Raw genomic sequence first — 14,083 nt, forward strand, 5'->3', positions numbered from 1 at the left:
AGCCGTGCCACGACCGCAGTGGCGTCGTGGCACGGTGACGGCTGTAAAACCGGCTCAGAAGGGATAGTGCTGGGCGGAATCCTCGACCGTGATCCAGCGCAGGTCGGTGAATTCGGCGATCGCCGCCTTGCCGCCGAAGCGGCCATAGCCGCTGCCCTTGACGCCGCCGAAGGGCATTTGCGCCTCATCATGCACGGTCGGGCCATTGATGTGGCAGATGCCGGATTCGATCCGCGCTGCAACGGCCATTGCCCGCTGGACATTCCGGCTGAAGACGGCCGATGACAGGCCGTATTCGCTGTCGTTGGCGATGCGGATTGCTTCTTCCTCACTGGTAACGCGAATGATCGGCTTGACCGGGCCGAAGGATTCTTCCGCATAGACGCGCATCTCGGGCGTGACGTGATCGAGCAGCGTCGCCTCGACCACGGTGCCGGAGCGCTTGCCGCCGGCCACGAGCTTTGCCCCCTTGGCCGTCGCATCGGCAATCAGCTCATCCATTTTCTTCGCCGCGTCGAGGCTGATCAGCGAACCGAGAACGACATGGCCGCGCGGATCGCCGGCCGGAAGCTGGCTGGCGCGGGCGGCCAGTTTGGCGACGAACTGGTCGGCGATCGTCTCGTCGACGATGATGCGTTCCGTCGACATGCAGATCTGGCCCTGGTTCATGAAGGCGCCGAAAATGGCGGCATTGACGGCACCGTCGATATCGGCGTCGTCGAGGATAACCAGCGGCGCCTTGCCGCCGAGTTCGAGGAGGGCGGGTTTGAGATGCCTGCCGCAGGTCTCGGCGATGATCTTGCCGACCTTGGTCGATCCGGTGAAGTTCACGCGCTTGACGGCCGGATGGGCAATCAGCGCGGCGACGATCTCGGGCGCATCCTCCGGCGCGTTGGTGATGACATTGACGACACCCGCCGGCAGGCCGGCTTCGGTCAGTGCCGTCGCGATCAGCCGGTGCGTGCCGGGGCATTGTTCGGAGGCCTTGAGGACGACGGTATTGCCGCAGGCGATCGGCATGGCGATGGCGCGGGTGGCGAGAATGACCGGCGCGTTCCAGGGGGCAATCGCCAGGCAGACGCCGGCAGCCTGGCGAACGCCCATGGCGAGCGTGCCGGGTTTGTCGGAAGGGATGATTTCGCCTGATATCTGCGTCGTCATGGCGCCGGCCTCGCGCAGGATGTTGGCAGCGAACATGACATTGAAGCCGGCCCAGGGCGCGGTGGCGCCCGTCTCCTCGATCATCAATTGGGTAAACTCGCCCACCTTGGAATCCATGATATCGGCGGCCTTCATCAGGATGGCGCGGCGCTGGCCGGGGCCGGTCTTCGACCACGCGCCGAAGGCGGCGGCGGCCGCATCGACCGCAGCGGCAGCATCGTCCAGGCTTGCCGCGGCGGCGCGGCTTGCGAGCTTTTCGGTGAAGGGATCGATGCGATCATAGGTCCGGCCGCCGGAGGCCGCGCGGTCTGCGCCGTTGATAAGCAGGGAAATATTCATCGGAGGTCTCCTTGGGACAAGAACTAGAAGCCGAGGACTTCGGCGTTGATGGAAGCTTCGAGGCCGCCGTCGGCGGCAAGATTGGCGCCGTTGATCCAGCGTGCGCCATCCGAGCAGAGGAAGAGCACGGCGGGCGCAATATCGGCGGAGGTGCCGGCGCGGCCGACGCGGGTAATGTCGCTATCGACCCTGGCGTCGCCGAGCACGGCGCGGAACTGCTTGAGAATCGGCGTTTCCACCGGCCCGGGGCTGACCGCATTCACCCGGATGCCGCGGTTTTTGAACAGCGGCTGATGGGCCGCCCGCATCGTCCAGAGCAGCAGCAGCTCCTTGGAGAGCGGATAACCTTCCTCGTCCTTGAGGCCGTGCTCAGTAACGACCGCCGCCACCTCGGGAAAGCCTTCAATGGCGGTGAGCGACTTCGCGCGCTCGAGATTGGCGCGCCAGCCGTAGCCGGCGATCGAGGCGACGTTGACGATGGCCCCACCTTCGCGCAGGCGGGGCGCCACGGCTTCGGACAGGGCGCGAAGCCCGTAGAAATTGACGGCGAGTGTCGAGACGACCCCGGTGCTGCCGGAAAGGCCGGCGACATTGGCGAGTGCGTCGAGGCGCGCCGGAAGCTGCGCGACGATCTCGGCAACGCCAGCGGCGGTCGAAAGATCGCCCTTGATGAAGGCAGCGCTTCCACCCACCGGTTCGCGCACATCGACGCCGATGACCTCGGCACCCATCTGGCCGGCCAGCTCCGCCGTGCGGGCGCCGATGCCGGAAGCGACGCCGGTCACCAGGATCGTTTTACCAAAAAGCATGAACGTCACCTTTCGCAAGAGAGTCCGGAAATAAGCCGGCTCATTCTTCCCATTTGATTTTATGCGGGCCGGGCAATTTCAGCCGATAGCCGACCGGCAGAAGTTGAAAGTCGAAGCGGCGCTCGATTTCGCCCCAGAGGCCGCGTGGCAGGTAGAGCGAGAAGATCACGGCGGTGGCGCCGAGGCCGATCAGGTACCAGACGCCGGCTGAACCGAAGACGGTCTCGATCACGAAGAACAGGATGGCGCCAAGGATCGCGCCTTCAAACTTGCCGATCCCGCCGACTAGCACCATGAAGATCATGTAGGCCGTCCACTGGACGCTGAAATAGGTCTTCGGCTGGAAGGTCGTGGCGGTCGCCAGCCACAGGCCTCCGGCGACCGCGATGCCGAAGGCGGCGAGCACGAAGAGCAGTCTCTTGGTGGCGATCACGCGCACGCCGACCGAGGTTGCCGCCTCCTCATTGTCGCGGATCGCCTGCATGGCCGCACCTGCGCGGCTGCGCATCAGCATGAAGAGCGCGCCGAGCAGGGCGGCCATGGCCGTCAAGGCGAGCCAGTAGATCGTTGCCCGCCGCGTTGCGCCGTCATAGACGTTGAGCGAGATCAGCGAGGTTCCCGTTTCCCCCTGGATGAGCCGGTCGAGGTTGACGAGCAGATGGGCGAGTTCCGCTATCACCCACATGCCGATCGCGAACTCGCCGCCCTTCAGGCGCAGCATGAACAGCGATAGCGGGATCGACAGCGCGCCGGTCACGATCGCGGCGGCAAACAGCGAGACGAAGGGATTGAGCCCCGCATCCGCCAGGCGGATGGTGAAATAGGCGCCGAGGCCGAAGAACACCTGCTGGCCGACCGAAACGAGCCCACCGAAACCGGCAAGCGCATTCCACATGGCGGCAAGGATCACGTAGATGAACAGGGCCGTCATCCGGTCGATCGCGCCGGCGCCGAGCACGGCCGGGGCAAACATCAGCAGGACGAGCACCGCGGCCATGCAGCCGAGCGCCACCCGTGACGATTTCGTCCAGCGTTCTATCGATATTCCGTTGGAGGCAAGGGTCGCGTTGGGGCTCATGTCGGGCTCCGGAGACGGGTGCGCAGGGAGGCGGCAAGTTTGTCGAGAACCGGCATGCCGAACCGGGATAGCCTGACGAAAAGCACCAGCAGGAACACGGCATGGCCGCCGATCAGGAAGCCTTGCGGATGCAATTGGGCGCCGAGCGATTGGGCAAGGCCGAGAACGATGCCGCCGGCAAGTGTGCCCCATAGCGATCCCGCTCCGCCGATGACGGCCGCCTCGAAGGCGAAGAGAAGCTGCGGGCCGCCGGAATAGGCGCTGAAGGTTGCCCGCATGCCCAGAAAAGCACCGGCGATCCCGACCGTGACCATGGTGATTGCGGTGGCGACGGCGTTGACCCTGCGGGCATCGATGCCGACCAGCCCCGCCGTATCGGGATCTTCCGCCGTGGCGCGGATCGCGCGACCGAGCGCAAAGCGGCTCAGGAAGAACTGCAGCCCGCCGAGAATAAGGACTGCCGTCACCATCATCATGACGGCAAGTTTGCCGACGTAGATGTGGCCCGGCAGTTGCCAGGAAGCATAGGACAGGTTGCCGATGAACGGCGCGAGCGAGCGGGTGTCGGCGCCGAACTGCTCGAACAGCAGGTTGTCGATGACGATCGACAGGCCGAAGGTCGTGAGGATCGGCAGCAGCGTGCCGCCGCGGGCGCTGCGTTCCAGAATGAAGCGCTGCAACAGCCAGCCGACCGCGGCCATGACCGGCAGCACGATCAGCAGGCCGGCGAAGGGCGGAATGCCGGCTTTGGCGGCCAGCAGCCACAGCCCGTAAGCGGCTGCGACCGCCAGGCTGCCATGCGCGAGATTGATGATCCGCATGACCGAGAACATGAAGGACAGGCCGCAGGCGATAACGGCGTAGTAACCGCCGAGCAGAATGCCCTGGAGCAGGGTGTTGATCACGATGCGCTCCTTTCGCCTGATGTCCGGTGCAATCCGAAATAGGCTTGAGTGACATGTTCGCGCGTGACGGCGGCGGCCGGCCGATCGAGGACGATGCGTCCTTCCAGCATGCAGATGACACGGCTTGCCACGCTCATGGCGCGGGCGAGATCCTGCTCGACGAGCACGATGGTCGTTCCCGAGGTGAGCAGCGCCTGCAATTGGGCGTAGACGCGGTCGACGACCAGGGGCGAAAGCCCGAGCGAGACCTCATCCAGCAGAAGAATATCGGGATTGCTCATCAGCGCCCGGCCGATGGCGGTCGCCTGCTGTTCCCCGCCCGAAAGATGTCCTGTCTTGGCGTGACGGCGCGGTTTCAGGTTCGGAAAGGCGTCGAGGACGCGATCGATACTCCACTCGCCCTTGCGGCCGGAGCTCTTTCCGAGAAGCAGGTTCTCTTCCACCGTCATCTGCGAAAACAGGCGCCGGCCTTCCGGCACCAGGGCGATGCCCTTGGCGATCCGCTTGTGGGACGGCACGGCAGCCAGATCTTCATCGTTGAGGAGGACGCGGCCGGAGGATGGCAGGTGGGCGCCGGCGATCGATCTGAGCAGCGTCGTCTTGCCGGCGCCGTTCGCGCCGACCAGCGCCAGCACCTCGCCCCTGGCAAGATCGAAACTGACCCCGCGCACCGCCTGGAGCAGGCCGTGGCGGACGTCGAGGTCGCGGATGGAGAGAAGGCTCATGCGGGCGTTCCTCCGAGATAGGCCTTGACCACCTCCGCATTGCTCATGACCATTTTCGGTTCGCCATCGGCGATGATCCTGCCGGCGTCCATGCAGATCAGCCGCTCCGCCACCTGCAGGAGGATATGAACGATATGTTCGATCCAGACGATGCCGATGCCGCGGCGGCGCAGTTCCAGGATGGTTTCCACCAGTTCGCTCGCCTCGCCATCGGTCAGGCCGCCGCCGATCTCGTCGAGCAGCATCAGCCTCGGCTGCGTGGCAAGCGCACGGGCAAGCTCCAGGCGTTTGCGGTCCAGCAGGCCGAGCGTGTCGGCGGGGCGGTTGGCGACGGCGAGCATGCCGCAGAGCGAAAGGGAATCGACCACGCGCTCATAGGCCTCGTCGCGGCTTGCGGCATTGCCGTGCGACGCGGCGACGAAGACATTTTCGAAGGTCGTCATGCCGCCGAAGGGCTTGGGAATCTGATGGGTCCGGACGAGCCCGGAGCGGCAGCGTTCCGCCGCCGTCCGGCGCGTGACGTCGACGCCGTCGAAGGTGATGCTTCCTTCATTCGGCGGGAAGGCGCCGGCGAGCACGCTGAGCAGGGTCGTCTTGCCCGCGCCGTTCGGCCCGACAATGCCGATCGCTTCGCCATCGCCCATGGAAAAATCAAGATTCTCCAGCACCACCAGCGCGCCGAACCGCTTGTGGATCCCCTTGGCCGAGAGAAAGGCTCCCCCCGGCCGTCTTTGAGCTTCCCGCTGCAGCACTGTGCGTTACCCGTTATAGGCGGTGAGCTTGGCGCCGACCGGGACGTTGGGGTCGGTGGCGTTTTCGGTGACGACGTAGTCGAGCGCGAATTTCGAGCCCTCCGGCGCTTTCACCCATTGCGTGCCGATGATCGGTCCGGGAGAGACGTTGGCGACGGGACCGCTGGTGAAGTCGACCTTGCCGGCGATGGTGGTGGTCTTCAGCGTGCTGATCGCCTTGGCGACGGCCTCCTTGCTCTTGACGTCTGTGCTGGCCTTCAGCGCATCGAAGCCGGCGTCGAGAAGCGCAAGGCTGGCGCCGAGCTGCTGCGTCCACTGCTTGCCGCTGGCCGTTTCATAGCCGTCGGCGAGTTCGGTGCCGGAGACGCCGGTGAGCGTGGATTTGTAGGGGAAGGCCTTGTGCCAATAGGCGGCGCTGCCGATGTTCAGGCCGAGATCGCCCAGCGCCTCGATGTCGGAGGGAAACAGGCCCGTCTTGGCGATCTGGCAGATCTTGATCTGCTGGGTGAGGCCCTGCTGTGCGGCCTGACGCCAGAAGGCGGCGAAGTCAGGCGGTATCGGGAACGAATTGAAGATCTCCACGCCCTCCTGCCTGAAGAGAGCGATCTGCGCCGTAAAGTCGGTGGTTCCGGTTTCATAGGCGCCGGGATCGACGATGGTGAAGCCGGCCTTGGAAAGCGCCGGCGCCAGATGGGTGCGGATCGCATTGCCGTCGGCGTCGTTGGGATACATGACGCCGACCTTCTTGTTGGTCTCGATCAGGTTCCATTGCGAAACATAAGCCTTGTGGAACTCTTCGACGCCGAAGCCGAAATGATAGGTCCACTTGAACGGCGAGGGTGCGCCCGGCTTGGCGCCGCGGCCGAAATACCAGGCTTCCCAGGGCATGACCGTCGAGAGGCAGGGAATGCCGGCCGCCTCGCAGGCGTCGGCCACCGGATTGATGGTTTCGGGCGTCGACACGGCAAGCATCAGGTCGATCGCCTGGTTGTTGATCAGGTCCTTCGCCAGCTGGCCGGCGCGCGAGGGATCGGACTGGGTGTCCTGGTCGAGAATGTCAACCTTCCAGGTCTTGCCGCCTGCCTGCAGGCCGTTCGCCAGGGCCTTGCGCGCCAGTTCCAGCACGTAGCCGTCCGTCTCACCGAAGCCGCCGAGAGGGCCGGTGCGCGGGCTGATGAAGCCGACCCTCAGCGTATCGCCGCTCTGAGCAAAGGCCGTGCGGCCGGAAAGCGCCAGCGCTGCACCGCCCGCCACGGTCGATGCGATGAAAGAGCGGCGGCTCAGCGATGCCGCGTTGATTTTTCCGCTGCGGAAAATGTCGTTCATGAATTCATTCCTCCCTCTTGATGCGGGCCTCCCAGCCCGGTCCCAGTGTTCATCTCGGCCGATCTATTCAGATCGGGTAGTGCCGTTTTCCCGAGGCCATGGTGATCCATCGGAGCTCGGTGAATTCATCGATCGCCGCCTTGCCGCCGAAGCGGCCGTAGCCGCTTGATTTGACGCCGCCGAACGGCATTTGCGGCTCGTCGGAAACAGTCGCCTCGTTGATGTGGCAGATGCCGGATTCGAGCCGCATGGCAACGGCAAGGGCCGCATTGACGTCGGCGCTGAAAACGGCGGCCGAAAGCCCGTACTCGTTGTCGTTGGCAACCGTCACGGCCTCGTCGACGCTGCCGACCCGGATAATCGCCGCGACCGGCCCAAAGCTCTCTTCGCGGTAGATGCGCATGGCAGGCGTCACGTGATCGATGACGGTCGCGTCCATCAGCGTGCCGTTGGCCTGGCCGCCGCAGACGAGCACTGCGCCCTTCTGCAGGGCATCATCGACGAGCGACCTGACGCGGCGCACGGCCTCAGTGTTGATCAGCGTGCCGAGCGGCGTGTTGCCGTCTTTGGGATTGCCGGCGACAAGGGTTGCGGCTTTCGTCCGGAACTTGCCGACGAAGCCGTCGGCGATCTCGTCCATCAGGATGATCCGCTCGGTCGACATGCAGATCTGGCCCTGGTTCATGAAGGCGCCGAAGGCGGCAGCGCTCACGGCCTCGTCGATATCGGCATCGGCAAGGACGATAAACGGCGCCTTGCCGCCGAGTTCGAGCAGGCAGCGCTTGAGATGCCTTGCCGCGGATTCGGCAATGATCCGGCCGACACGGGTGGAGCCGGTGAAGTTGATGCGGCGCACCGCGGGATGGGCGATCAGCGCATCGACGACGGCTGCGGCATCGCTCGGCGCATTGGAAACGACATTGATGACGCCGCGCGGAAAGCCGGCGTCACGCAGGACGTCGCCGATCAGGCCATGGGTCTTCGGGCAGAGTTCAGAGGCCTTCAGGACGACGGTGTTGCCGCAGGCAAGCGGCATGGCAACGGCGCGGGTGCCGAGGATAACAGGCGCATTCCAGGGGGCAATGCCGACGCAGACGCCTGCCGGCTGGCGGACCGCCATGGCAAGGCTTCCCGGAATGCCGGAAGGAATGATCTCGCCGGATATCTGCGTGGTCATCGCCGCCGCTTCGCGAAGAATATCCGCGCCAAGCCCGCAATTGATCGCCGCCCATTGGGCGGTGGCGCCGGTTTCACCGGTCATGGCGGCAATGAGTTCGGATGTGCGGGCCTCGAGGATATCGGCTGCGGCATTCAGAAGCCTGCGCCGTTCGCCCGGGCCGGTCTGCGACCAGTCCGGAAAGGCGGCGGCTGCTGCATTGGCTGCCCTCGTCATGTCGGCAACGGATCCTGCCGAGGCGATCGTTGCGACATCGCCGGTCAACGGATCGATGCGTTCGAAGGTGGCCCCTTCGGAAGCATTCATCGCCTCGTTGTTGATCATCAGCTTTGCCGAAAACACTGGTCCACCCATTCGTCCCGCATTGGCGCCACGTGATGACGCTTGCATTGTTGCCATGGGAGAAAACGAGCGGACGCGGCGCCACGAGGGCAGCCTGACCGTTCCTGCATCTGTTGAAGAGCCTCCTCCCAAAGGCTGGTGAAGAAGAGGTTACGCCGATCTGGCGCGGATGGAATGCGATTTATTGGGTTAATATTGTAATTATCCGGCGTTTGCCGCATTGTTTGTCATGGGAGCGGAGGAGAAGCGTTGGCGACGGACGGGGGGATTCATCACTATGCCAGGGGCGAGTGGCACGCTCCGTCGCTGTCGCACCGGCGTATCCGTTTCCAAAAGGGGATCTATGCCGATTTCCACCATTTCCTTCTGCTCGGCGAGGGGAGTGGGGAGCTTCATTTCGACAACGGCGAACATCGGCCGCTGCACGGACCGCTGCTTGCCTTCCTGCCGCCGCAGGCGCGGTGCGACCTGTCGATATCAGCCGGAACCGCGGCTCATCTGGTCGGCGCTTCGCCGCAGATCATGGTCGATGCGATCGGCGACAAGGTGGAATCCTATTCGCTGCGCATCTTCACCGAACAGCGAAAGCTGGTCGAGGCATTGGATCCCTTGACGGTCACTGAAATCCGCCCGCTGATCTCGGGCTTCGTGCGGGAACTGGGCGATCCCACCCGCTCCTCCTGGATGGTCGCATCCGCCTATATCAGGCTCATCCTGATGGCGCTGTGGCGCGGCTCCGATGGCGAGAGAAGCGAGCAGCGCGGGCAGGGCGAAGTGGGATCGATCCTGCAGAGATATCGGCAACTGGTCGAAGCCGGCTTCCGCCAGCACCGGCCGATCAGCGATTATGCCGCGGAGCTGGGCGTCACAGCCGACCGGCTGCATTCCACCTGCCAAAGGGCGCTCGGCCGCTCGCCGATCCAGCTCCTGCATGAACGCGTGGTGCAGGAGGCGAAGCTTAGATTGGAGCGATCGGCCCGCAATATCCAGGAAATCTCCGACAGCCTCGGCTTTCGCGACCCGACCTATTTCAGCCATTTCTTCAAGCGCAAGACCGGCCTTTCACCCGCCGGCTACCGCGAGGTCGCCCGCGCCTCGGCCGGCTCGGAAAACAGCATGCTGTCCTCGGGTTATGCGGATTGGCCTTAGGTTCGGGGCTCATTGGTCAAAGCAATGGCTTGCCAATCTCGGGTCACACAATCATGCTGCCGGAATCGTAAGCCGCGTAGGACTGCGATGCGCCGGAAGCAGTCGTTGCCCCGGCTTGAAGGAATGACCGATTTGGGGCCGACGGCGCACCGTCCGCTGCGAGGGCACCTGGCACGAGAGCGGACATGCGAGGCCTCGGTGCGAAGGTCCGGGATCGGCCCGGAGCAGTCGTAGACCACGAGTATGACGTACGGCTCGATTTGGCGCTCATCGCGGACGTCGCGCACCGACGCCTTCTCGACGCGAGTTAACCGGAAGTTCGCGTAACGACGGTGCCTCTCGCTTTCACAGGGAGGGGCCATGGGTGATCAATTTCCAAGCCAAGAGCCCGTAGGTCGATGGACGAACGGGCTTTTGCAGCGGATTGCCGTCACGAAAGGGCGGCGGTTGAACAATTGCAGTCTATCCAGACGATTTCGACGGGCGTCGCCGAAAGAGCTGATCCCAGATGTCGTACCCCGCAGGGACAATCCCGATCAGCAGTGCAGCGGCCAAATCGAACCGTGGAACAAACGCCAGGATGACCGCGCAGAACGCGACAAGCGTCACGAATGCAAATACTGCAAAAAACCGGCTTCTGTTCATCGGTCTATCCTTTCGGAATGGGCCAGACACTGCGTCATCTCTGTCCTCCATAGAGTAGATTCGGCAGCATGTAGACGATGCTCGGGAACAGATAGATGAACACCATGCAGAGAATGACGATCAACATATACGGCATCATGCCGCGGAAGATGTCTGTCAGTTTGACATGCGGAGGCGAGACGCCCTTCAAGTAGTATGCCGACATCGCCATGGGTGGTGATAGGAAGGCCGTCTGCAGGTTGATTGCCACGAGGATACCGAAGAACAGCGGATCGATCCCGAAATGCGGCAGCAGCGGAATGAAGATCGGGATGAAGATGACGATGATTTCAGTCCATTCCAGAGGCCAGCCGAGAATGAAGATGATGATCTGGGCCAGGATCAGGAACATCAGCGGCGACATGTCCAGGCCGGTCACGAAGTCACTGATGAACTGTTGACCGCCGAGATAGGCGAATACCGATGCGAAGGTCGCCGAACCGACGAACAACCAGCAGACCATCGCGGTCGTTCGCGCCGTCAGATACACCGACTCCTTCAGTCGCTGCCAGGTCAGCGCCCGATAGGCCGCAGCAAGCGCCAGTCCCCCCAATGCGCCGATTGCGGCGGCTTCCGACGGCGTTGCCAGGCCAAAGAGAATGGCACCCAGCACCGCAAGAATCAGAAAGGCGAGCGGCGCGAAGGATGTAAGCATCATCCAGGCGAGTTGGACCGGCGTGTGCTCGCCCACATCTTCTTTCGTTGGCCGCGGCGCCAGTTGCGGCTGCAGGATTGCTCGCACCACGACATAGATGAGATAAAACCCCGCCAGGGCGAGGCCGGGCAGGAGCGCCGCCGCATACATTCGGACAACCGAGATCCCGGAGGTGGCCGCATAGACGATCAGCAGGATGGAAGGCGGGATCAGGATCCCGAGCGTGCCGCCCGCGCAGATCACGCCCGTCGCGTAGCGCACGTCATACTTTGCCTTCAGCATCGCTGGTAGGGCGAGCAGTCCCATCAACGTCACCACGGCCCCGACGATGCCGGTTGCCGTGGCAAAGAGTGTGCAGGTGACCAGGGCGGCGACCGCCATCGAGCCGGGCACCCGGCGCGTGACGTTGAATAGCGTCGAGAACAGCCGATCGACGATGTTGGCTCGCTCGACGATGTAGCCCATGAACAGGAACAGCGGGATAGCCGTGAGCACGTCGTTCTGGATGACCGAGTAGGTCTGGTTGACGAACAGATCGAAGATCCGGTTGTTGAAGAAACCGCCGATCCAGGTCTGCGCCAGTGTAGCGGCATCGCCGCCGGATTCGAGCGCGCGGTCATAGCCGCGCCACATGCGGCCGGCATCGAAATAGGCATAGTATCCGAAGCCGACACCCAGAGCCATCAAGGTGAACGCCACCGGGAAGCCGAGGAAGATGGTGAGGATCAGGATGAGGAGCATCCCGACGGCAATATGTGCATCCGTCATTGAGCGTCCCGATCCCGTGGTTCACGTCCAGCGTCAAGTTCCCGCGACGGAAGGAAACCCTCGTCCTCGGACTTGAGCACGTCCAGGCTTTTTGTTTCCAGTAGTACCTTTTCCAGTTCTTCGACATCTTCGGCCTGCTTCGGCCATTCGCCCGTCCTTATGCAGAGAATGCAGCGGAAGACCTGCGCCACGCCCTGCAGGAACAGGAGAATGCCGGCGGCGACGATCACGGCCTTGAACTGGAAGATCGGCACACCGGCGGGACTGTTGGAACTGACCTCCAGGTAGCCCCAACTGCGTGCGGCATATTTCCAGCCCGAGAACACCAGCGCGGTTATACCGGGAAAGAAAAAGATGAAGTACAACACCAGTTCCAGCCTGGCCTGCGTGCGCGGTTTCCAGAGCCGGTAGATGAAGTCGCCGCGCACATGGCCATCACGCGAGAGGGTATACGCTCCCGCCATCATGAAGATCGTTCCATAGAGCATGTAGCTCAGATCGAAGGCCCAGGGGGTCGGCGCGCGAAAGAGGTAGCGTGCAACAACCTCATAGCCGACGCCGAAGGCCATGATGAGTATCCCCCACGCGAACACCTTGCCGAACCACGCCGACAAATCGTCGGCGAATGCAATGTAACGGAGCATGCAAGCGCCTCCCTAACCTCGATGAGGGACGAGGCCCGGAAATACCGGGCCTTCACCATCTATTTTCCGAGGTTCAATTTTCCGGGGAAATAGTGCTCATAGGCGAGTGCGAGATCGGCGGAATTCATCAATTCGTAGTACACGACCCTCTCCACCCACTGCCGCTGACTGTCGAGCACCTTCTTCATGAACGCATCCGCTTCCAGCGTGGGGATGATCGCATCCCAGGCCTTCAGTTGCGCATCCAGAATTTCCTTTGGAGTGCGGTGCACGGTCACGCCATGTTCGGCCTGGAGTTTTCGAAGGTCGCTTGAATAGTTGTCCATCGCGGACGCTGTATTCGCCGTGCTTGCTGCCTCCACGCCATATTCCAGGATCGCCTGCAGATCGTCAGGAAGGTCGTCAAACACATCCTTGTTGAAGAGGAACTCGAAAGATTCGCTCGCTTGATGGTAGGACGACAGCATGTAGTTTTTGGCGACATCCTGCGAACCAAACCGTAGGTCAGAGGAGGGATTGTTGAACTCGAAGGCGTCGATGACGCCTCGCTCCATTGCCGGCACGATCTCGCCGCCCGGAAGTTGAGCGACGCTCATGCCCATATTCTGCATGAGATCGGCGGCGAGCCCGACCGTGCGATATTTGAGGCCGTTGACGTCGTTCACGGTCGCGACCTGGTTCTTGAACCAGCCGAACGGCTGCGCGGGCATCGGGAAGCCATAGAAGCCGTAAAGGTTCAGCCCCATGATGTCCTGGGTGAGTTCTCGGTATAGATCCTTGCCGCCACCTTGATGGAACCATCCGAGCATGGTGGTTGCGCTGCCGCCAAATACCGGCCCGGTACCGAAGAGGGAAGCTGCCTTGTGCTTTCCGTACCAATAGACCGGAACGGTGTGGGCTGCGTCGATCACGCCATCGTTGACGCCGTCGAGCACCTGAAACGCGCCGACGACCGTACCGGCAGGCATTAGTTCGAACTTCAGGCGTCCGCCGGACATTCGTTCGACCCGTTGCACGTACTGGCGGGCAAAATCCATCCAGATGTCCGACGCGGGCCAGGATGTTTGCATTTTAATGACGGTGGGTGCCTGGGCCAGCACGGCCGGGGCGGCAAGAGCCCCAACTGCGGTTACTCCAACGAGCGTAGATGCTCCCAGCAACTCTCGACGCGATACTGCCTTTTTGGTCATTGTTCTTCCTCCCTGGATTGTAGTCGAATTCTCCCTGCATTTCCTGGTAGTCTGCTAAGTTGAACAAGAGGCCTCCCAACCTCTTCCTGATCAGTATCAACAACTGATTGTTCTCATTTGTCAATTATGCACACTTTTTGCAATTCTGACAGACGTTCAAGTGTTGTTGATGACAGCTTGGGGCTGTGGTCCAACGGCCAAGGCCCAGTACCGCTGCTCCGCGTTGTCCGGACTACCTCCAGCTTAGAAAGAAAAAGCTGCTTTCGCCCGTCGACGATGAACTGGAGCCATGTGCTGAACTGGAACTATGTGCTCGTTCTTGATCGCCTTCGTTCCAAGTCGATTAAGCCGACGAGAGCCGACGTCCACACATGGCGCA

13 protein-coding genes are annotated in these 14,083 nt (G+C 62.7%); 1 reads left to right on the top strand and 12 read right to left on the bottom strand.

Translation table 11 applies throughout. The features are described from left to right. Positions 1-54: 54 nt before the first annotated feature. From RL_RS35350 to RL_RS35385, 8 genes are all read right to left on the bottom strand, one after another. Complete coding sequence (locus RL_RS35350; protein WP_011649249.1) at positions 55-1,500, bottom strand: aldehyde dehydrogenase; 1,446 nt, start codon at positions 1,498-1,500, stop codon at positions 55-57. 23 nt (positions 1,501-1,523) lie between these two features. Then, on the bottom strand, positions 1,524-2,309 hold the full coding sequence (locus tag RL_RS35355; RefSeq protein WP_028744008.1) for a coniferyl-alcohol dehydrogenase: 786 nt from the start codon (positions 2,307-2,309) through the stop codon (positions 1,524-1,526). A gap of 40 nt (positions 2,310-2,349) precedes the next feature. Then, on the bottom strand, positions 2,350-3,387 hold the full coding sequence (locus RL_RS35360; protein WP_011649251.1) for a branched-chain amino acid ABC transporter permease: 1,038 nt from the start codon (positions 3,385-3,387) through the stop codon (positions 2,350-2,352). Beyond that, positions 3,384-4,292, bottom strand: coding sequence for a branched-chain amino acid ABC transporter permease (locus RL_RS35365; protein ID WP_011649252.1), 909 nt, complete (start codon positions 4,290-4,292; stop codon positions 3,384-3,386). Before RL_RS35365 ends, RL_RS35360 begins: the two co-directional genes overlap by 4 nt. Next, entirely contained in the window at positions 4,289-5,017 is a 729-nt protein-coding gene (locus RL_RS35370; RefSeq protein WP_011649253.1) for an ABC transporter ATP-binding protein, read from the bottom strand. The genes RL_RS35365 and RL_RS35370 overlap by 4 nt, the downstream gene beginning before the upstream one ends. Then, entirely contained in the window at positions 5,014-5,769 is a 756-nt protein-coding gene (locus RL_RS35375) for an ABC transporter ATP-binding protein (RefSeq protein ID WP_011649254.1), read from the bottom strand. Before RL_RS35375 ends, RL_RS35370 begins: the two co-directional genes overlap by 4 nt. 6 nt (positions 5,770-5,775) lie before the next feature. Next, a complete protein-coding gene (locus tag RL_RS35380; RefSeq protein WP_011649255.1) occupies positions 5,776-7,095 on the bottom strand; it encodes an ABC transporter substrate-binding protein in 1,320 nt (439 codons plus the stop codon). Between the two features lie 67 nt (positions 7,096-7,162). Further along, on the bottom strand, positions 7,163-8,626 hold the full coding sequence (locus RL_RS35385; RefSeq protein WP_011649256.1) for an aldehyde dehydrogenase: 1,464 nt from the start codon (positions 8,624-8,626) through the stop codon (positions 7,163-7,165). A gap of 237 nt (positions 8,627-8,863) precedes the next feature. On the opposite strand from RL_RS35385, the gene RL_RS35390 reads away from it, so the two are divergent. Beyond that, positions 8,864-9,763 (top strand): helix-turn-helix transcriptional regulator, encoded by a 900-nt coding sequence (locus tag RL_RS35390; RefSeq protein ID WP_011649257.1) that lies wholly within the window; start codon positions 8,864-8,866, stop codon positions 9,761-9,763. Positions 9,764-10,225: 462 nt separating this feature from the next. Here RL_RS35390 and RL_RS35395 read toward each other — a convergent pair whose 3' ends face one another. Genes RL_RS35395 through RL_RS35410 form a run of 4 tightly spaced genes read right to left on the bottom strand, consistent with a single transcriptional unit; the run spans position 10,226 to position 13,704 of the window. Then, positions 10,226-10,408 carry a hypothetical protein gene (locus tag RL_RS35395; protein WP_028744015.1) on the bottom strand — a complete coding sequence of 61 codons (183 nt, stop codon included), beginning with the start codon at positions 10,406-10,408 and terminating at the stop codon, positions 10,226-10,228. A gap of 34 nt (positions 10,409-10,442) precedes the next feature. Next, on the bottom strand, positions 10,443-11,870 hold the full coding sequence (locus RL_RS35400) for a TRAP transporter large permease (RefSeq protein ID WP_041937010.1): 1,428 nt from the start codon (positions 11,868-11,870) through the stop codon (positions 10,443-10,445). After that, positions 11,867-12,514 carry a TRAP transporter small permease subunit gene (locus tag RL_RS35405; RefSeq protein ID WP_011649261.1) on the bottom strand — a complete coding sequence of 216 codons (648 nt, stop codon included), beginning with the start codon at positions 12,512-12,514 and terminating at the stop codon, positions 11,867-11,869. Before RL_RS35405 ends, RL_RS35400 begins: the two co-directional genes overlap by 4 nt. Positions 12,515-12,573: 59 nt before the next feature. Next, positions 12,574-13,704 carry a TRAP transporter substrate-binding protein gene (locus tag RL_RS35410; protein ID WP_011649262.1) on the bottom strand — a complete coding sequence of 377 codons (1,131 nt, stop codon included), beginning with the start codon at positions 13,702-13,704 and terminating at the stop codon, positions 12,574-12,576. Between the last annotated feature and the right edge of the window lie 379 nt (positions 13,705-14,083).

Source organism: Rhizobium johnstonii 3841 (assembly GCF_000009265.1).
GTDB classification, from domain to species: Bacteria; Pseudomonadota; Alphaproteobacteria; order Rhizobiales; family Rhizobiaceae; genus Rhizobium; species Rhizobium acaciae.

Coding starts and splice junctions, on each gene's coding strand:
- RL_RS35370 (WP_011649253.1), bottom strand. CDS start 5,017: ATGAGCCTTCTCTCCATCCGCGACCTCGACGTCCGCCACGGCCTGCTC.
- RL_RS35360 (WP_011649251.1), bottom strand. CDS start 3,387: ATGAGCCCCAACGCGACCCTTGCCTCCAACGGAATATCGATAGAACGC.
- RL_RS35380 (WP_011649255.1), bottom strand. CDS start 7,095: ATGAACGACATTTTCCGCAGCGGAAAAATCAACGCGGCATCGCTGAGC.
- RL_RS35385 (WP_011649256.1), bottom strand. CDS start 8,626: ATGGGTGGACCAGTGTTTTCGGCAAAGCTGATGATCAACAACGAGGCG.
- RL_RS35400 (WP_041937010.1), bottom strand. CDS start 11,870: ATGACGGATGCACATATTGCCGTCGGGATGCTCCTCATCCTGATCCTC.
- RL_RS35350 (WP_011649249.1), bottom strand. CDS start 1,500: ATGAATATTTCCCTGCTTATCAACGGCGCAGACCGCGCGGCCTCCGGC.
- RL_RS35395 (WP_028744015.1), bottom strand. CDS start 10,408: ATGAACAGAAGCCGGTTTTTTGCAGTATTTGCATTCGTGACGCTTGTC.
- RL_RS35355 (WP_028744008.1), bottom strand. CDS start 2,309: ATGCTTTTTGGTAAAACGATCCTGGTGACCGGCGTCGCTTCCGGCATC.
- RL_RS35405 (WP_011649261.1), bottom strand. CDS start 12,514: ATGCTCCGTTACATTGCATTCGCCGACGATTTGTCGGCGTGGTTCGGC.
- RL_RS35410 (WP_011649262.1), bottom strand. CDS start 13,704: ATGACCAAAAAGGCAGTATCGCGTCGAGAGTTGCTGGGAGCATCTACG.